A 19510-nucleotide genomic window follows, 5' to 3' on the forward strand; every position below is an offset into this window, starting at 1 on the left:
ATCAGTACTCCATAAGGAATGGGTTTCCAAGATGTATCCCGAGGCAAACCACACGCCCCATCAGACCGATAACATTGATTTGAGGCTTTGCATCTCCCTGCTCTTCATGGCGTTCGGATATGCGCTGCTTTCCGTCTGTCTGTTCCGGGTTCTGGCTTTTGCCATGAACAGCACCTCGTTTTTTATGCTGTATGTCTGCACGGGCATGCCTTTGGGCGCTTTATTTGCAAAACTGCGATACAAAAATCCTCTGACGGGCGTTTTGCGCGGCGCCCAAACACTGGTTATTCTTGCCTTATGCTACCCGGTATTAGGCTGGATTATAGCCCATGGCCCCTGCCCTCTACTGGAAACCGCCCAATACCAAATCCAATTTGGGGCCTTATGGAAGCAACTGGGGTACATGACCCTGGCGACCAGTCCCTTGTTCATCCTATGGGGTGCGGCGGAGTATTCCGGGTATGAAGCCGCCCTGGCCGCACCCAAAGTCAAAAAATATTTTTACCTCCTCTTCGTCTGGGGACTGGCCTGCGCCCTGGCTGTAGGCGCTTTTACCATACCTCGTTTAGGGTGGCTGCCGACTGTTTGTATTGCATTAGCCGCCGGATTAGCCTCGTGGATGGTCCTGAATCTTCATAAGTTTCAAAACAAGAAGATTGTGATCATCGCCGCCTGTTTTGCGGCGGCCTGTTTTGCAGCCGATCTTTTCGAGCCCGTGTATATGAAAAGCATTTTACCGGGCGGGCTGCACAGAATAAAAGAAATCCTGAACAATGGGGATATGATGAGCGACGCTCCCTTGCCTGCTACAGGGAGGGAAAGCCGCTTGATTCATCAATCCTGGGGCAAGTATTGCCATATCGAACTCGTCGAAAGCAACGTCCGGGGGCTTCAGTACGTTTTAGGGTTTTTCGATGGGAGTTTTATCTGGGCCAGCCTTCCCGTTGGAAAAATTTCAGGACGCCTTGACGACATGGCCTTTGAAACGGTCCAGCCTGGAAGCGATGTTTGCGTGTTAGGCGCTGGAGGCGGCAGGCAGGTTCAACAAGCCCTGGCCTGCGGGGCTAAGTCCATAACGGCGGTGGATATCATTCCCGAAGTGTTTCCCTTATTCCAAGGCGACCTGGCATGGGCGAACGGGGGGGTATATGTGGATCCCCGCGTGCAGTGCATCGCCGGAGACGGCAGGCATTATCTGGAAAACACAGACAAGAAATTCGACTTGATCATTCTGCCTCACACGGAGTCTTTTGCAGCAACGCGGAGGGCGGCCATTGAACCAGGCCGGTTCGTTCACACGGTCGAGGCGTTTGAATCCATGAAAAAACGGTTGAAACCCCACGGTGCATTGGCTATTGTTAAATCAGTGGATAGGGAAAACAAATTTTTTTTTACTTGTGCAAACGGACTGGCGGAAGCGGGATTGAACGTCAAGGGCTGGAGCACCTTTGGCGAAGGAAATCCTTATAAAATCCATGAATTCATCTTGTTAGCTACCTTGCGGGATTATGAATCGGACTATTTTCCCGCTGCAATTCAAACAGCGGCAGACCATCCGGAGCCGCCGGTCTATTATGAAGATTTTCCCAAAACCCCGGCATTGCATGATTCATCCCCGTGGACGATGGGTTTAAGCGGCCTGTTCTTTGAACCCAACACCCTGAAAAAAAGCCTTATCTGCATCTTTCTCCTGGCTGTTTCAGGTACGGCCGCGCTTATGCTGTTTTCCGTTCGTTCTCCATCCGTTGATTTGCCGCCTTACAAAATGGTTGTTATTCTGCTTGCAGGCATAGCCGTCGGCGCCAATGCCGTGTGTCTGGAAAACGCCCTGATATTCTGGTTGATTCCCTGGCTGTTCAACCCCTTGTCCGCGTTCTTTGTAGGGGCAGCCGTTTTTCTGGCTTTATGGGGTTTTTCCAGCTTTGGGTTAAAACATTGGAAATGGATCGCCCTAATAGGTTTAGCGGGTTCTGTGGGGCTACTAGTATTTGCGCCTCAATGGCAAAGCGTTGCTATCGTTCCGGCTTTGATCGCCGCAATTCTGGGAAGCGGTTTGTTGTTTCCCTTGATGGGAATCCACTATCGGAAATTGCTGATAGTGGTGTTTCTGGCGGACGCCCTGGGAGGTTTAATCGGCGGATTGTTGGGCGTCTGGGGTCCCATGCTGGCAGGCCTTGAGTATTACTTTAAGTTGCTGCCCGCAATCCCTTTTGTTACAATACTTCTGGCTGGCGCCGCAGTTTGGAGGCAAACCGGACGGGAGTGAACTTTCAATCCAAGCAAAGAGGCGTTATTGTGCATTCTTGTTAGGTGACAGGCGCAGGAGACGAAAGGGTAAAGGCCGTAGGCCAATACCCGGATTGCGGCGAATCCCTGGCCCTTGAGTCAGGATGCCTGGTTTGCCACTCCCGCGGCTTCTCAAAATGCTCCTGATAACATGACAATCCGGTCCACGCGCCGGCTTTCTGTTCACAGGACTAAAAATCGAATCTCCAAAGGAATGGGTTCCCAAAATGTTTCCCGAGGAAAACCACACGACCGCCTCCCGGGCCGGTGATTTTGAATTGAGGCTTTGCATCTCCCTGCTGTTTATGGCGTTCGGATATTCGCTGCTTTCCGTCTGTCTGTTTCGCATTCTGGCCTTTGCTTTGAACAGCACCTCGTTTTTCATGCTGTATGTATGCGCTGGCATGCCTTTGGGCGCCTTGTTCGCAAAAATTCGTTACCAGGGCGCAATCAAAGGGGTTTTACGCGGCGCTCAGTCGCTGGTCGTTCTTGCCGTCTGCTTTCCTGTTTTAGGCTGGATCGTCGCCCATGGCCCCTGTCCTCTTTTGGAGAGCATTCAATATCAAATCCGGTTCGAGGACTTATGGAAGCAACTGGGGTACATGACCCTGGCCACAAGCCCACTGTTCGTACTTTGGGGGGCAGCGGAGTATTCCGGCTATGAAGCCGCCCTGGAATCCCCTGGAATAAAAAAGTACTTTTACCTCATATTCGTGTGGGGGCTGGCATGCGCCCTGGCCGTAGGCGCCTTTACCATCCCCCGCCTGGGGTGGCTGCCTACGGTTTGCATTGCTTTAGCGGCCGGGCTTGTCTCCTGGATGGTTTTAAACTTCCATAGACTCCAAAACCGGATGATACTCATCTTTATTGTATGCTTTGGGGCGGCCTGGTTTGCAGCCGGTCTTTTTGAAACCGCCTATATGAAAAGCATTTTGCCGGGCGGTTTGCACCGGATCGGGGAGACGTTGAAAAACAAGGATTTTCTGGACGGCGCCCCCCTGCCGGAGGATGCGAAAAGCCGATTGATCCATCAATCCTGGGGCAAGTATTGCCATATAGAACTCACGGAAACCAAATTCAAGAATTTCAGCCGCATCCTGGGTTTTTACGATGGATGCTTTATCTGGGGCGGCCTGCCTGTCGGAAAGTTTTCCGGAACCATGGACGATATCGCCTTTCAAACGGTTGAGCCGGGCAGCGATATTTGCGTGCTGGGCTCCGGAGGAGGCAGGCAAGTGTATCAGGCTCTGGCCTTTGACGCAAAGTCCGTAACCGCAGTGGATATCATCCCTGAAGTGTTTCCCCTGTTCCAGGGCGATCTGGCATGGGCGAACGGCGGAGCCTATACGGATCCCCGGGTGGAATGCATCGACGGAGACGGCAGGCATTACCTGGAAAACTCTGAAAAAATGTACGACCTGATCATCCTGCCGCACACGGAGTCTTTCGCTGCAACCCGTAAGGCGGCCATCGAGCCCGGCCGGTTCGTCCACACTGTAGAGGCGTTTCAATCCATGAAGAAGCGCCTTAAGCCCCATGGGGCGCTTGCCATAATCAAATCGGTGGACCGGGGGAACAAGTTGTTTTTCAGTTGCGCAAACGGATTGTTAGAGGCGGGATTGGACGTTCAGGGCTGGAGTTCGTTTGGAGAGAAAAACCCTTTCGGCGTTCATGGTTTTATTTTATTGGCCACCCTGCCTGGTCGCCAGGCGCCGGTTATTCCTTCAGAGGTCCCAATACTCACGGCCCTTCCCATGCAGCCGACCTACTATGATACATTCCCCAAAACCCCGGCATTGCATGATTCGTCGCCGTGGATGATGGGTCTGACAGGGCTGTTTTTTGAACCCAACATGTTGAAAAAAAGCCTGGTCTGCATTTTTCTCCTGGCGGTTTCAGGGGCGGCGGCAATCATGTTTTTTTCACTCCGTTCCCAATCCGTTGATTTGCCGCCCGGCAAACTGGTTCTCTTGCTGTTCGCGGGAATAGCCATCGGGACTAATGCCGTTTGCCTGGAAAACGCCTTGATTTTCTGGCTGATCCCCCGGCTCTTCAATCCGTTGTCCGCATTTTTCGTGGGCGCGGCCGTGTTTTTGGCCTTATGGGGGTTTTCCAGCTTTGGTTTAAAGCATTGGCGATGGATCGCCCTCTTAGGTATAACGGGCTCAATCGGGCTTTTGCTTTTTGCGCCCCAATGGCAAGGCCTTGCAATCGCTCTGGCTTTAATGGCGGCCATATTGGGAAGCGGGCTCTTGTTTCCGTTGATGGGAATTCGCTTTAAAAATCTGCTGCTGATCGTGTTTCTATCGGACGCTCTGGGAGGCTTGATCGGCGGATTGCTGGGCGTCTGGATGCCCATGCTGGCGGGTCTTGAAAATTACTACAAATTATTGCCCATTATTCCATTTGCAACCATACTCCTGACCGGCGCCGCCGTGCGGCGACAGATTGGCCGAGAGTGAGTTTTTCATTACGACGGAAACGCATCTTGAATTGACGTTGGGTGAACCTGCAGAATGCCGTCAGCTTACGACAATTTTTTTACTCTATTTCACCCGAACAATTTCTATTGTTTTCATATCTGCAGAACCACCCAACCTACGGCTTGTCATGAAGCGACGTAGGTTGGGAAGAGCTTGCGAAACCCAACAAAACAAGCAGGTTATTTCATAATTTAACAATAACTCCGACGCCTCAACAGAGATGGTGGAGGCGAAGGGCGATACCACTTCGCGTTAAGCGCTTTTCTGCCACTTTTTCCGGCCGTTTCCATTACCGTTATTGGCCAGCCTGGCGGGTTGGCAGGCCGTGTCGTAAGCGCGAGGCCCCAATAATTTGCGAAGATCCTTGGCCAAGTCCTTGCCGGCCGCCACACAGTTTGTTTCAGGAAGTTCTATCACCGCTTCAAATTTGGTCGGATCCACCAAATGCAAAAAGGCTTTGGACGCGCCCGGATGTTTGCCGCAAATTTCCTTGATCTGCTCCAACACCTCGTTTTCCATGCCGTTCATATTGGCGCGGATGTGCACGCTGGCCGTCCATTCGGAGTCTGCGTCTTCAATGGGCACGATTTTGTCGGCCAAAATTTTTGCGCCTTTTTCTTCCTTCTGAAGTTGGCCTTCCACCAGGAGGGCGTTTTCCACCACCAATAAATGGGACGAGGCCTTGTAGCATTCGGGGAAGACCACCACCTCCACCGAGCCCTTCATATCCTCCAGGGTGATGAAGGCCATGGGATCGCCTTTTTTTGTCACCAGATTTTTGGTGGACAAAATCATCCCCCCTACCCTTACGGCGGATTTATCGGGCATTTCCGGCAGGGTCAGGGTATCGGCGTTGGCAAATTTAATCAATATATCTTCATACTCGCCCAAGGGATGGCCCGTGAGGAAAAAACCCAGCGCCTCTTTTTCGCAGCTCAATTTGAGCTGATCGTCCCATTCCTCGATGTCCGGCAATTTAGGCGTGATCGTCGGCATTTCTATGGCGCCGAAAAGGCCCATTTGGGGATCATTCTTTTCTTTGGATATGCGCTGGCCGTGATCAATGGCGCTTTCCAGGACGGCCATTAACTGGGAGCGTTTGGCGCCCGTGCTGTCAAAGGCTCCCGCCTTAACCAGGCTTTCCAGCACTCTTTTATTGACCCGGCGCAAGTCCACCCTTTCGCACAGGTCGAAAATGTTCTCAAACGGCCCGTTGGCCTTGCGTTCCTCAACAATGGCTTCCACGGCGCCCTGGCCCACGCCTTTAATGGCGGCCATGCCGTAGACGATTTTCCCCTCCAAGACGGTAAAGCTGACGCTGCTTGTGTTTACGTCGGGAGGAAGGACCTCTATGTCGTGATCCCGGCACTCGGACATGAACTTGAGGACGTTGTCCGTGTTGTCCATTTCACTGGTCATGAGGGAGGCCATGAACTCGACCTGGAAATGAGTCTTGAGATAGGCGGTCTGAAAGGAAACCAGGGCGTAGGCCGCGCTATGGGATTTATTAAAGCCGTACTCGCCGAATTTTTCCATGAGGTTGAACAGGGCTTCGGCTTTTTTCAGGTCGACGTTGTTTTCCTTGCAGCCGTCCATAAAGCGGATGCGCTGCTGGGCCATTTTTTCGGCGATTTTCTTACCCATGGCTTTACGGAGATCGTCGGCCTCGGACATGCTGTAACTGGCCAGGGCGGCTGCGATCTGCATGACCTGCTCCTGGTACACAATAACGCCGTATGTGTCCTTGAGGATAGGCTCCAACTCGGGAAGCGCATAAGTGACGGGGATGTCCCCGTGCTTGCGCTTGACGAAATCGTCCACCATGCCCGAGTTCAAAGGGCCGGGACGATACAGGGCCACCACGGCCACCACGTCTTCAAAGCATTCGGGCTTAAGGCGCGCAAGGAGGTCTTTCATGCCGCTGCTTTCAAGCTGGAACACGCCTGTTGTGTCGCCTCGAGACAGAAGGTTATACGTGGCCTTGTCGGTCACATCCAAATGCATGAGGTCCGGGGGCGTTTTGCCCTGCCCCTCGATGAGCTTGATGGCGTTGTCGATGACCGTAAGATTTCGCAGCCCCAGAAAGTCAAACTTGACCAGCCCGATTTTTTCCACCCGTTTCATATCGAACTGGGTCACAACTTCGCCCTTTTTACCTTCATACAAGGGGAGGTATTCCACCAGGGGCTTGTCGGCGATTACCACGCCGGCGGCGTGGGTGGAGGCGTGGCGGGAGAGCCCTTCCAAAACCTGAGCCACTTCAATAAGCTCGGCGATTTCGGGCTTATCCTTCATGATTTCAAGAAGCTTAGGTTCCTGTTCCATGGCCTTTTTCAAGGTCATCTTGGGCGCTTCGGGGATGAGCTTGGCAATGACGTCCACCTCTCCCAAAGGAATGGCCATGGCCCGGCCAACGTCGCGAACCACAGCCCGGGCGTTCATGCTTCCAAAAGTGGTGATCTGGCTGACGTAATCCCCGCCGCCGTATTTTTCCACCACGTAATTAAAAGTGCGCTCCCGGCCCAGGATGCAAAAGTCCACGTCGATATCAGGCATGCTCTTACGGCCCGGATTCAGGAACCTTTCAAAGATCAGCTTATGCTCCAGAGGATCCAGGTCCGTAATTTCCAGGGCGTAGGCCACAAGGCTGCCTGCCGCGGAGCCGCGGCCTGGTCCCACGGGAATGCCGTTTCGCTTGCTCCATTGGATAAAGTCGGAGACGATGAGAAAATATCCGGGAAAGCCCATGTCCTGAATGACGCCCAATTCGTACTTCAGGCGCTCCAGATATTTTTCCTCGTCAACGTCCGGATTTACGGCCTTGATGGCGTCCATGCGTTTGTGGAAGCCGTCCCAGGTCATTTGGGTCAGGATTTCCGCTTCGGTTTTGCCTTCCTCCGTCGGAAACTGGGGAAAGTGAAAGGTGCTGAGGTCAAACTCTACATTGCACATTTCGGCGATCTTTACGGTATTATCCGTTGCGCCTGGAAATCCCTTGAAATATTCGATCATTTCCTGGGGGGATTTTAAATACAACTGATCCGTTCGGAATTTAAAGCGATTAGTATCGTGAATCGTTTTATTGGTTTGGATGCATAATAGAACTTCGTGAGCCTTGGCGTCCTTGGCCCTGAGATAATGGCAGTCGTTGGTTCCCACAAGGGGGATGTCCAGCTTTTCGGCCAGTTCCGCCAGTTTTTGGTTCATCTCCTCCTGTTCGGGCAGGCCGTTGTTTTGAATTTCCAAATAAAAATGATCCGGCCCGAAAAGGTTTTTATAGTAAAGGGCGGATTCCTCGGCCAGTTTCATCTGGCCGTCGGAGATGTACATGGGAATTTCGCCGTGAAGACAGGCGGAAAGGCAGATGAGCCCTTTGGAATGCTCTTCAAGGGCTTTTTTGTCTATACGCGGTTTATAATAAAACCCTTTACGCTGAGCCAGGGTGGCCAGCCTGCACAGGTTTTCGTATCCTTGGTTGTTTTCGGCCAGCAGCACCAGGTGGCGGTTGTCTTTATCCATGGGGGTTTTATCCTCCATGGACTTGCGGGCCACATAGCACTCGCAGCCTATGATCGGTTTGATGTCTTTGGATTTGGCCTTTTCGTAAAACTCCAGAATTCCGAACATGGTGCCATGGTCGGTAATGGCGCAGGCGTCCATGCCGAATTCCTTGCATTGGTTGACCAGGGCGTCCAGACGGATGGCCCCGTCCAAAAGGCTATACTGGGTGTGTACGTGCAGATGGACAAAGTCAGACATGGCTCTCTCTTGAAGCCGGGCGGGGCGGAAAGGCCGTTCCGCCCGGCTTGTATGTTAGAAAAGGATTGATGACAAACCGCGTTCTCCTTAGGGAGAACGGAAGGGATCAGGAATGATCCTGACGGTAGTTAGGCGCTTCCTTGGTGATGATCACGTCATGGACGTGACTTTCCTTAAGGCCTGCCACCGTAATTTTGGTAAAGCGGGCTTTTTCGCGCAGTTCCTCGATGGTTCTGCAGCCGGCGTAGCCCATACCCGACTTGAGGCCGCCCACCATCTGATAGATGTTGGCGCCCAGGGAGCCCCGGTAAGGCACCCTGCCCACGATTCCCTCAGGAACCATTTTTTCTTCTTCCACAGTATGTTCCTGATGGTACCGGTCCTTGCTGCCCTGCTTCATGGCTTCCAGGGAGCCCATGCCCCTGTATACCTTGTAGCTCCGGCCCTGGAATATGATGGTTTCCCCCGGGCTTTCTTCGGTTCCTGCAAAAAGCCCCCCTATCATCACGCAATGAGCGCCGGCGCCAATGGCCTTGGTCACGTCGCCGGAATACTTGATGCCGCCGTCCGCAATCAAGGGCACTTTATGCTTGTTGCACGCAGAGCGGCAATTCATGATGGCCGTCACCTGGGGCACGCCGACGCCGGCCACGATGCGGGTGGTGCAGATGGATCCGGGGCCTACGCCAACCTTGACGGCGTCCACGCCTGCTTCGATCAGGTCTTCGGCGCCCTTGCCGGTGACCACATTGCCGGCCACCAGTTCCAGGTCCTTGATGTTGGCTTTAAGCTCTTTGATGGCGTTGATGATGCTGGCGGTGTGGCCGTGGGAGGCGTCGATCAGGATGATGTCTGCTCCAGCGCCCCATAAGGCCTGGGCGCGTTCCATCATGTCCGGGCCAATGCCCACGGCGGCGCCGCAGCGCAAGCGGCCGATGGAGTCCTTGCAGGCGTTGGGGTATTTCTTGATCTTTTCAATGTCCTTGATGGTGATGAGGCCCACCAGCTTGCCGGAGGAGTCCACCACAAGAAGTTTTTCAATGCGATGCTTGTGCAGCATGGCCTTGGATTCTTCCAGGGTGATGCCTTCCCGCACGGTCACCAGGTTGGACTTGGTCATGACCGAGGAGACCTTTTTATCCAGGTCAATCTCAAAACGCAGGTCGCGGTTGGTCACGATGCCGACCAGTTGATCGCCCTGGGTGACGGGCACGCCGGAAATCCGGTATTGACTCATGAGGTCCAGAACTTCACTGACCTTCTGATCCGGGCGGATGGTAACGGGATCCACGATCATCCCGCTTTCCGACTTTTTAACCTTGTCCACTTCCAGAACCTGGTCGTCAATAGACATATTCCTATGGATAAAGCCGATTCCGCCTTCCCGAGCCAGGGTGATGCAGGTCTGGGCTTCGGTGACCGTGTCCATGGCCGCACTCACGATGGGAATGTTCATGCTTACGTTTCGGGTCAGGCGGGTTCTTACATCGACGTCCTTGGGCACCACCTCGGAATATGCCGGGATGATAAGGACGTCCTCAAAAGAGTAGGCGTCTTCGGGTGGTATTTTTGTCATCAAATTCCTCCATACCGATAAAAAGGGTTGGGGGCGAATATATGCGCCCCGCGTCGGGGTTGGGCACTGATAACAGATGATGAAGGCAAATTCAATGCCTGATTTTATGCAAAATAAGAACTTTTTTAAACCAATTGAAATAATGCATTATTATAGCGGCTTGGGATGATCGGGCAGTTTATGGGGCCGCTTTCTTCCCTCTTTAATTCCTGGGATCTTCCTTATTGACGTTTTATAATGATAGGCGCCTTTATTAGATATGTCCATCCTTAGTCTTCGTTATGTTTATGGCTTGACAAAGAGGGCTGTTAATACTAGATATACCGTTCGTCCTCAGTTTGTGACGTTTCACCCATTTCTTGCGAGGTCGCCATGCTACTGCCAATCAATCCAGTCAACCCGGAATTCAGGAAAATCGCCCAGGTGGTGGAGGTGTTAAAAAGAGGCGGCATTATTGCTTATCCAACAGACACCATATACGGCATCGGGTGCGACATCATGAATAAAAAAGCGATTCAAAAAGTGTATCGCTTAAAGCAAATGGAGTCAACTCAACCGTTGTCTTTTATCTGCTCCGATCTGCAAAATATCAGCGACTACGCCAAGGTCAGCAACTACGCCTACAAAACCATGAAACGGCTTCTGCCCGGACCCTATACCTTTATATTGGAAGCCTCAAAATTGGTGCCTAAAATCATGATCACCAAAAGGAAGACCGCCGGCATCCGGGTTCCGGAGCACGCCATCTGCATGGAGATCATCAAAGAGCTTGGCAATCCCATCATCAGCACCAGCGCCGCCGACCTGGACGGCAACGAATTCATGGACCCTTCTCTGCTCCACGATTATTACAATAACCAAATCGACCTGGTGATTGACGGCGGGCCGGTATCGGGCCGGGCCTCCTCCGTGGTTTCTCTCATTGACGACGAGCCCGAGGTGTTGCGGGTCGGCGCCGGGGACGTGAGCATTTTTGAGTAAAAAAAACCGCCGGGGATTTCTCCCCGGCGGCTTTTTATAAATCTAACAGGTTTTGAAGAGGTATTATTCTTCTTCTTCCCCGTTGTCGTCATTTTGCGCCTGAATCTTGGCGGCTCTCTGGAAGGCTTCGCCCAGAGCGGAAGAGGCGGGCTTATTGCTGGCCATATACTCGTTGAAGTAACCTTCCTGCTCGTCTTCTTCCAGACGTTTGATGGACAGGCCGATGCGCCTTTCCTTGGGATTGATGTTGACCACAACCGTTTCCACGGTGTCGCCCACGTTGAACTGTCCCACGGGGGTCTTGACCTTTTCCTTGGCGACCTCGGAAACATGGACAAGGCCTTCGATGCCTTCTTCCAGTTCCACAAAGATGCCGAAATCGGTTACGCTGGTGATGAGGCCGTTGACCTTGGTTCCCACCTGGTAGCGTTCGGAAATGGTTTCCCACGGATCGGGCTCAAGCTGTTTGATGCCCAGGGAGAATCTTTCGTTCTCGCGGTCGATGTGCAGGACGATGGCGCGGACTTCGTCGCCTTTCTTGTACACGTCGCCAGGATGGTTGATGCGCTTGGTCCAGGAGATGTCGGAGATATGAACCAGACCGTCGATGCCTTCGTCGATGCCGATGAACATACCGAAGTCGGTGATGTTCTTGATGCGGCCCTCGATGGTGGTGCCGATGGGGTATTTTTCGCCGATAACGTCCCACGGATTGGGGGCGACCTGTTTCATGCCCAGGGAAACCCTGCGGTTGCTGGGTTTGATGTCCAGCACCACGGCTTCCAGGTCATCGCCCACGGAGACCACCTTTGAAGGATGGCGTATCTTGCGGGTCCAGGACATTTCGGACACGTGAATCAGGCCTTCGATGCCTTCTTCCAGTTCCACAAAGGCGCCGTAATCGGTCAGGCTGACAACCTTGCCGCTTACGCGTTCGCCGACCGGGTAACGGTCGGAAGCGGTCGTCCAGGGATCTTCCTTGAGCTGTTTCATGCCCAGGGAGACTCTTTCGCGTTCCAGGTCCAGGTCCAGCACCTTGACGGTGATGGTTTGGCCTACGCCGAACAGCTCGGAGGGATGCTTGACGCGGCCCCAGGAGATGTCGGTGATGTGAAGCAGACCGTCGATGCCGCCAAGATCCACGAATACGCCGTATTCGGTGATGTTCTTGACAACGCCTTCCACGACTTTGCCCTCGTGGATGTTCTGCAGCGTGCTGGAGCGTTGTTCTTCTCTTTCCTTTTCCAGGATGACCCGGCGGGAAAGGACGATATTGCTCCGCTTTCTATTGTATTTCAACACCTTGAAAGTGAAAACCTTGCCAACCATGGAATCCAGGTCGCGCACCGGCCTCAGGTCCACCTGAGATCCGGGCAGGAAGGCGGGCACTCCGATATCCACGGAAAAGCCGCCCTTGACCCGATGGGTGATGGTTCCTTCCACGATGCCTTCTTCTTCGTAAGCGACCTTGATCTCTTCCCAAACTTTGATCTTGGAGGCTTTTTCTTTGGAAACCATGACGCCTTCGTCTTCACTGTCCAGGCGTTCCACCATGACTTCCACTTCATCACCGATTTCGGCGGCCACTGTGCCGTCCGGTTCTATGAACTCACGGATCGGTATCAATCCCTCGGATTTGTATCCGATGTCCACCAGCACATAATCCTTGTCGATCTGGATAATTTTGCCAGTTACGACCTCGCCTTCCTCAAAGCGCTTGAAGCTCTCCTCGTAGAGCGCCATGAAGTTCTCTTCGTCCTCCATCATCTCGTCCATGTCCATGTCGTCGTCCATCTCGTCGTTTTCCATGGCGTCGGTTTCGGGATTCTGGGTTTCCGAAGCGGTCTGTTCCTCTTGCTCGGTGACGTCAGTTTGTTGTTCTTCAGTTACTTGGTTTTGTTGTTCGTCCATTAAAGATCCTTACCCCCTGTTACGGTAAATTTGCCTCATTCCACAACCGGACGCAGAATGAGGCGTCGAAGTTGGATGCATAACAGATGAAAAGACAAAAAACAACGCTATTTTTAGGCTTTTTCAACTCTTAACTTTAAGTTAATGCGCTCCAAAAATCCGCCCCTTCGCCTTAAATACACCCAACTATTTAATTTTATTTCAATTTCTTTTTCACCCAATCCAGGATGACCCAGACCGCCTCCTCAATATTTAATTGCGAACTGTCCACTAAAATCGCGTCTTCCGCTGGTTTTAAGGGGGCTACGGCCCTGCTTGAGTCGTCCTTGTCCCTTTTTTCCATGTCCTTGGCCACGTCTTCCTCGGTCACGGCCAGGCCTTTTTCCAGGAGTTCCTGGTGGCGGCGGCGGGCCCGGATATTGGGATCTGCGTGCAAAAAGAACTTGGCTTCAGCGTTGGGAAAGACAACGGTTCCCATGTCGCGGCCTTCAAAAACGGCGCCGCCTTTTTCTCCAAACTCCCTCTGAATGCCCAAAAGCCATTCCCTGACCAAGGGTCGAGCGGACACGGCTGAGGAGGTCATTGAAATCTCGGGGGTGCGAAGTTTATCTGTAATATCCTCTCCATTGGCGATGACCCGGGTTTTATCTTCTTCGGGAATCAGGGAAAGTTCCAACTCCTTGCACACGGCGGCCAGGGCTTCGTCGTCATTGGGGTCTACGCCCTTTTGGTTGACGATCACGGCCAGGCCTCTGTACAAGGCGCCCGTATCCACATAGGTATAGCCCAATTCCAGCGCAACCGCCCTGCTTACGGTGGTTTTTCCCGCGCCCGCAGGCCCGTCAATAGTGACTAATATTTTTTTCATATCGCCCCCCTGGCGGTTTCAAGGTTAAGAACCGGTCATTACGTCTTTCAAGGCTTTTACAAAACGTTCGTTTTCCTGGGGAAGCCCCACGGTTACGCGAATGTGATTATCAAAGCCGTAAGATCCCAAAGGCCGGATGATAACGCCCTTATACAACAAGGCTTCGTAGACGGCCTTGGCGTCCCGCTTCAAGTCGATCATAAAAAAATTGGTCTGCGTGGGATAGCAGACAACGTCCATCTCTTTTAAAGCGTCAAACAAGTAATCCAGGCCATTGTGCACGGTTTCCAGCGTTTTTTCAACAAATTCCGAGTCGCTGAGCGCCGCCAGGGCCGCAACCTGCGCCGGAATGTTAATGTTGAAGGGAGGACGAATCCGATTCAACATCTGGGACGCGTGCTCCGGCATGACCCCGAACCCGATTCTCAGGCCGGCCAGGCCGTACAGCTTGGAAAAGGTTCGCAGGGTGACCACGGTGTGGTCGCCGTTCAAATAATCCAGGCCGATGACCGCTTCGTGATCCCGGTTGAACTCGATATAGGCTTCGTCCATGACAATCAGAATGGAAGGGTCCACTTTTTCCAGAAAAGGCTCGAACTCCTCTTTTGTAATCACCGTGCCGCTGGGATTCTGGGGGGAGTTAAGAAAAATGATCTTCGTTTTGTCCGTAACGGCTTTTTCCAGAGCGTCGAAATCATGCCTGTAATCCTGGGTCAGGGGGATTTTCACGGCCCTGGCGCCCTGGGCCAAGGCGGAAATGGAATACATCATGAACGAAGGCTCGGTCATGAGGGCTTCGTCGCCGGCGTTCAAGTACACCTTGGCCAGCATGTCGATGACTTCGTCGGAGCCGTTGCCCAATACGATTTGACTGGTCTGGCAGCCCATCTTGGAAGCGATGCTCTCCATAAGCTCCGGGGCTGCGCCGTCCGGGTATCTGTGCAGGTTCGTCAGTGCATGCTTCACCGCCTCCATGGCTTTGGGAGAAGGTCCATGGGGATTTTCATTGGACGCCAGCTTGATGGAATCCTTGATTCCGTATTCCCTCTCCAGTTCCTCCATGGGCTTTCCCGGAACATAAGGCGGGATGATATTGAAATATTCAGGGGCGGTGGGTTTCATATTTACCTCCAAATTACACCGTATTTTTCACCATACACATCATGGCGGGCCGAAAAAGTAAAGGGAGCAGAGTCCATAACAGATGAAAATTGCGGGATCAACAAAGAAAAGACGCGCCGCAGCTTCATCATAAAAAATCTTGAAAGCAGGGATTCAATCATCTCATGCCAAGTTTTTTCATTCTGTTATAGAGGCTTGCCCGCTTCATGCCCAATATTTCGGCCGCTCCCCCCTGCCCTGAAATTTTTCCGTTGGTTTTTTCGAGAATGTACGAAATATACCGGAGCTGGGAGTTTTCCGGCGTCCGCCTTTTGAAGCAGCCCCTTGCACATCACATCAGGCCCTAAGCCTTGATCGCCTATCAACGCCGTGGTATTGTGGCAGAATAGTCTGTTAACATGGCCTTCAATGGCATTTCTTCTATTTGCAAAGGATCTGACCTAACATGCTCGTCAATACCGGCCTGGATAATCTGCTGGAATCTCCGCCCGATTGGATCAAAGGCAAACGACTGGGGCTGCTGCTTAACCCGGCCTCCGTGGACCGGGGGCTTACCGGAGCCCAGGTCGTCATAGACAGGCGGTTTCCCGGGCAACTGACCGCCCTGTTCTCCCCCCAGCACGGATTTCACGCAGCCAAGCAGGATAACATGATCGAGTCGGATCACATGAAAGATCCCGACCTGGGCGTCCCCATATACAGCCTGTACAGCGAAACCCGCATTCCCACGGAGGAGATGTTCGACGGCATCGACGTTCTTCTCATTGACATCCAGGACGTGGGAACGCGCGTTTATACCTTCATGTATAGCATGAGCTATTGCATGGAAGTCGCCAAAAAAACAAATAAAACAACCTGTATAATGGACAGGCCCAACCCCATCGGCGGAGAGGCGGTGGAGGGGAATATCCTCCGGGGGAACTGCACATCCTTTGTGGGAAGATACCCTATTCCCATGCGCCACGGCCTGACAATGGCCGAATTGGCAAGGCTCTTTAACGATGAATTCGGCATTGGATGCGATCTGCAAGTCATCCCCATGACCGGCTGGAAGCGATCCATGTATTACGAGGAGACCACGCTCTCCTGGATTCCGCCCTCCCCTAACCTGCCCATTGTGGATTCCGCCGTGGTCTATCCCGGCCAGGTCATCCTGGAGGGAACCAACGTCTCCGAAGGACGAGGAACCACCCGGCCCTTCGAGGTTTTCGGGGCGCCTTATATCGACCCCAAAGAGGTCATGGAAGTGTTGCGTCCAAAGGGCGTTCCGGGCGCCATCCTTCGGCCCATGGCTTTTGAACCTCTTTTCAATAAATGGGCCGGAGAGCTTTGCCGGGGATTTCAGATCCACGTGACGGACAGGAGGACATTTCAACCCTATTTGACCTCGTTGCGGCTGATTTCCGCTTTGATCAAATTATACCCCGACGATTTCAAATGGAAGCAGCCGCCCTATGAATACGAATACGAACGCCTGCCCATGGACCTGATCCTGGGCGATAAGGAAATTCGGGAAGCCCTGGAAAACGGCGCATCCCCCTTTGAACTGGAAGAGGCCTGGCAAGACGAACTGGACGCCTTTATCAAGACCGCATCCAAATATCATCTTTACTAAAGTAAAAGGAAACCCATGGCGGAAACGGATGGCAAATGGGTCAGAATGGCCCTTAAAAACAGCAAGGTATGGGCCGAGTCGGACGGCAAGGGGAATTTTGTCGTCAATAACGGCAAGGTGAAAATCAAGTACAAGCTGGATCAGGAGCAGGAATACACCGCCCGGGTGGACAACCTGGCGCCCGTGGAAACCCTGATAAATAAGCCTAAAACCGCCCCCAAGGCTTCGGCTTCCAAAAAGATTCCCAAATACGTGGCCGAAGAAACGCCCGACCTGCCGGAAAACGCGATCATCGCCTATACGGACGGCGCGTCCTCACACAATCCCGGCCCGGCCGGACTAGGCGTGCTGCTCAAATACAAAGGGCATGCCAAGGAAATCAGCCAGTACATAGGAGAAACCACCAATAACGTGGCCGAACTCTCGGCCATCCTGGTCGCCCTCCAAAACATCAAGAAAAGAGAATTGCCAGTCAGGATCTTCACGGACAGCAAGTATTCTTTCGGCGTGCTTTTTCAAGGCTGGAAAGCCAAAGCCAACGTGGAGCTAATAGCCAAAATTCAAAATGAAATCAGCAAATTCAGGGATATTAAATGCTACTGGGTCAAGGGCCACGCCAACAATCCGTACAATGAAATCGCCGACAAGCTGGCCACCGACGCCATTAAAAACCACCAAAACGGGACTGATTAACTGCGGAACTGCAAAAAAATACTGCCTCCGGCGGCAAACTTTTAAAAAAGTTTGATCAAAACTTAAATAGGGCGCTTCGCGCGAAGACTATTTATATAAGTCTTTAATTTCCTTTTCGAAATTTTTCATAACCACGTTGCGTTTGATTTTCAGCGTGGGGGTGACTTCGCCGGTTAGCTCGGTCAGCCTGCGTTTGGAAATGGTGTATTTTTTGATGGTTTCGTATTCTTCGAGCTGAAAATTAGCCAGTTTGATTTCCTCGTCGACCATTTCCTTGAGCTTGGCGTTCCTGATGAAATCCTCGCCGACTTTTACGCAGACCGGGGCGGCGCCCAGGTCGGCGAAAGCCAGGGCGTCCTTGTCATACTCAATGCCGTTGGCGTTAAAATACTCTATGAAGGCGTCAAAATCGGGAATGACGATGGCTGCCACATATTTGCGGTTATCGCCCACGGGAACCACGGTGTCGATGTATCGGGACAGGGAAAAACAGCTTTCGATTTTGGCGGAAGGCACGTTTTTGCCGGTGTCCAGAACCATGAGGCCTTTTTTCCGGTCCACGATTTTCAGGTATCCGTCGGCCTGTTCCTCCACGATGTCGCCGGTGTGGTAAAATCCGTCTTCGGTGAAAGCCTCTTTGGTGGCCTCGGGGTTATTCCAATATTCCAGCATGTTATTGGGACCTTTGACCAGCCATTCCCCGTCCGGGGCGATGCGGCCTTCCACGCCCGGCGCCAGGCAGCCCACGCTGCCGGGCAGGACCTTGTTGGGGCGGTTCAGGTTGACCGTGTTGCAGGTTTCGGTGGCGCCGTATCCCTCGTAAATCCGGATGCCCATGGCCATGAATACCTTGCAGAGGTCGGCCGGCAAGGCGCCGGCCGCGGAAAAGGCGAAGCGGAACCGTCCTCCCAGCTTCTCCCGCACTTTGGAAAACAGGATTTTATCCACCAACTGATATTGCATGCGCAGCAAAGGGCCTATGCCTGAGGTCAGGTCGGCCTCTTCGGACATGTCCACGAATCCGTTTTCGTCCGACCGGGCGTCCACCACCTTTTTCCCGACTTTCAGGGCGTAGTTGAAAATGGCTTTTTTCAGGAAAGATTCGGAGGCGGCGGCGGACAAAGCCATGAAAATGCGCTCGTAAATGCGAGGCACGGACATGAACATGGTGGGCTTGAAGACCTGAAGGTCTTCCACCATGGTCTTTGGAGACGAATAAGCCAGGGTAATGGCGCCGTGCATGGCGACTCCGTGGCCGCATTCCCTTTCGTAGGTATGGGAAAGGGGCAGAAAGGACAGCATGACATCGTCGGGCTTCATGAACCCAATGGGCTCCATGTCCCGGCGGCAGGCTGCGTTGATGCTGGCGTGCGTGTGCACCGCTCCCTTGGGCTTGCCGGTGGTTCCGGAGGTGTACACGATGGTCATGGGATCGTCCAGAGCCACGGACTTCCAACGGTTGGAAAAGGCCTTGGGCTCCTTGGCCCTCAAATTTGAGCCTAAAGAGCAAAGGGCGTTGAAATCCAAAATCCGGGGATCATCCCCGCCGACCTCCCCTTGCAGCACAATCACCTTTTCCAGGGAAGGCATGTCCGCCCAGGCTTCCAGGGCCTTAGCCAGGTTGAGGCCGTCCTGCACGTACAGGACCTTGGCGCCGGAATCCCTTATAATATATGTAAGTTCGTCTTTGGACAACGTGGGATACACGCAGACGGTCATGGCGCCTGCGCATAGGATGGAGTAATCCGCCTGCATCCACTCGGGACAGGTATGAGCCATGAGGGCCACCCTGTCGCCTTTTTCCACCCCGATCTCAATGAGCCCGCAGCTTGCTTCTTCTATGATGCGGCCCAACTGAAAATAGGTCAGGGTCTGATGGGTGCCTGACTCGGTTTTCCACCACTGAGCCCGGCGTTCTCCAAACTGGGTGACGTTGCGATGCAGCAACTCCGGAAAGGTTTGCGTTGTGATGTACCACTTGTCCTGGGAGATGTTTTCCATGGTTGACGGCCTTCCTGATTTCCTTCTATTATTTCTGTCTCCTTGGCGGCGCCTGCCGGATTTCCAAGAATCCGACCCATAGGGAATAGACTTCTTACAAAAAGGATGCAAGCATAATTCCAATTTTTACTAAACCCCTTCCAGGCAATCAGCCGGAAAATCAAAGAACATAAAGGACCAGACCGCCAAATTTTGAAAAAATTATTCCCAAATAG

At 52.9% G+C, this 19510-nt stretch carries 12 protein-coding genes; 5 read left to right on the top strand and 7 right to left on the bottom strand.

From position 1 onward, the window contains the following. Positions 1 to 31 precede the first annotated feature (31 nt). Together G491_RS0120320 and G491_RS0120325 are read left to right on the top strand one after the other, a co-directional pair. Entirely contained in the window at positions 32 to 2266 is a 2235-nt protein-coding gene (locus tag G491_RS0120320; protein ID WP_028315876.1) for a spermine/spermidine synthase domain-containing protein, read from the top strand. A gap of 247 nt (positions 2267 to 2513) precedes the next feature. Then, a complete protein-coding gene (locus tag G491_RS0120325) occupies positions 2514 to 4748 on the top strand; it encodes a spermine/spermidine synthase domain-containing protein (protein WP_028315877.1) in 2235 nt (744 codons plus the stop codon). A 273-nt stretch (positions 4749 to 5021) separates the two neighbouring features. On the opposite strand, the gene dnaE is transcribed toward G491_RS0120325, so the two are convergent. Continuing rightward, positions 5022 to 8528, bottom strand: a complete 3507-nt coding sequence (gene dnaE, locus G491_RS0120330) for a DNA polymerase III subunit alpha (protein WP_028315878.1) — start codon at positions 8526 to 8528, stop codon at positions 5022 to 5024. Between the two features lie 106 nt (positions 8529 to 8634). Continuing rightward, entirely contained in the window at positions 8635 to 10104 is a 1470-nt protein-coding gene (gene guaB / locus G491_RS0120335) for an IMP dehydrogenase (protein ID WP_012610073.1), read from the bottom strand. Between the two features lie 372 nt (positions 10105 to 10476). Between guaB and G491_RS0120340 the strand changes: the two genes are divergently transcribed. Continuing rightward, positions 10477 to 11085, top strand: coding sequence for an L-threonylcarbamoyladenylate synthase (locus tag G491_RS0120340; protein WP_012610074.1), 609 nt, complete (start codon positions 10477 to 10479; stop codon positions 11083 to 11085). Positions 11086 to 11148: 63 nt separating this feature from the next. Here G491_RS0120340 and G491_RS0120345 read toward each other — a convergent pair whose 3' ends face one another. The 4 genes from G491_RS0120345 to G491_RS36760 all read right to left on the bottom strand — a co-directional run bounded on the left by G491_RS0120345 (position 11149) and on the right by G491_RS36760 (position 15263). After that, positions 11149 to 12996, bottom strand: a complete 1848-nt coding sequence (locus tag G491_RS0120345; protein WP_028315879.1) for a 30S ribosomal protein S1 — start codon at positions 12994 to 12996, stop codon at positions 11149 to 11151. A 196-nt stretch (positions 12997 to 13192) separates the two neighbouring features. Continuing rightward, positions 13193 to 13864 (bottom strand): (d)CMP kinase, encoded by a 672-nt coding sequence (gene cmk / locus G491_RS0120350; RefSeq protein WP_028315880.1) that lies wholly within the window; start codon positions 13862 to 13864, stop codon positions 13193 to 13195. A gap of 24 nt (positions 13865 to 13888) precedes the next feature. Beyond that, positions 13889 to 14986 (bottom strand): histidinol-phosphate transaminase, encoded by a 1098-nt coding sequence (gene hisC / locus G491_RS0120355; RefSeq protein ID WP_028315881.1) that lies wholly within the window; start codon positions 14984 to 14986, stop codon positions 13889 to 13891. A 157-nt stretch (positions 14987 to 15143) separates the two neighbouring features. Next, complete coding sequence (locus tag G491_RS36760) at positions 15144 to 15263, bottom strand: helix-turn-helix domain-containing protein (RefSeq protein WP_084511611.1); 120 nt, start codon at positions 15261 to 15263, stop codon at positions 15144 to 15146. A 168-nt stretch (positions 15264 to 15431) separates the two neighbouring features. On the opposite strand from G491_RS36760, the gene G491_RS0120365 reads away from it, so the two are divergent. Both G491_RS0120365 and G491_RS36140 read left to right on the top strand, forming a co-directional pair. Further along, positions 15432 to 16601 carry an exo-beta-N-acetylmuramidase NamZ family protein gene (locus G491_RS0120365; RefSeq protein ID WP_028315882.1) on the top strand — a complete coding sequence of 390 codons (1170 nt, stop codon included), beginning with the start codon at positions 15432 to 15434 and terminating at the stop codon, positions 16599 to 16601. A 15-nt stretch (positions 16602 to 16616) separates the two neighbouring features. Then, positions 16617 to 17294, top strand: a complete 678-nt coding sequence (locus G491_RS36140; protein ID WP_051327407.1) for a ribonuclease HI — start codon at positions 16617 to 16619, stop codon at positions 17292 to 17294. 87 nt (positions 17295 to 17381) lie between these two features. Here the strand turns inward: G491_RS36140 and G491_RS0120375 are convergent, their stop codons facing one another. Beyond that, a complete protein-coding gene (locus tag G491_RS0120375) occupies positions 17382 to 19295 on the bottom strand; it encodes an AMP-dependent synthetase/ligase (RefSeq protein ID WP_028315884.1) in 1914 nt (637 codons plus the stop codon). Positions 19296 to 19510 lie beyond the last annotated feature (215 nt).

This window comes from Desulfatibacillum aliphaticivorans DSM 15576, from assembly GCF_000429905.1.
Lineage (GTDB): Bacteria > Desulfobacterota > Desulfobacteria > Desulfobacterales > Desulfatibacillaceae > Desulfatibacillum > Desulfatibacillum aliphaticivorans.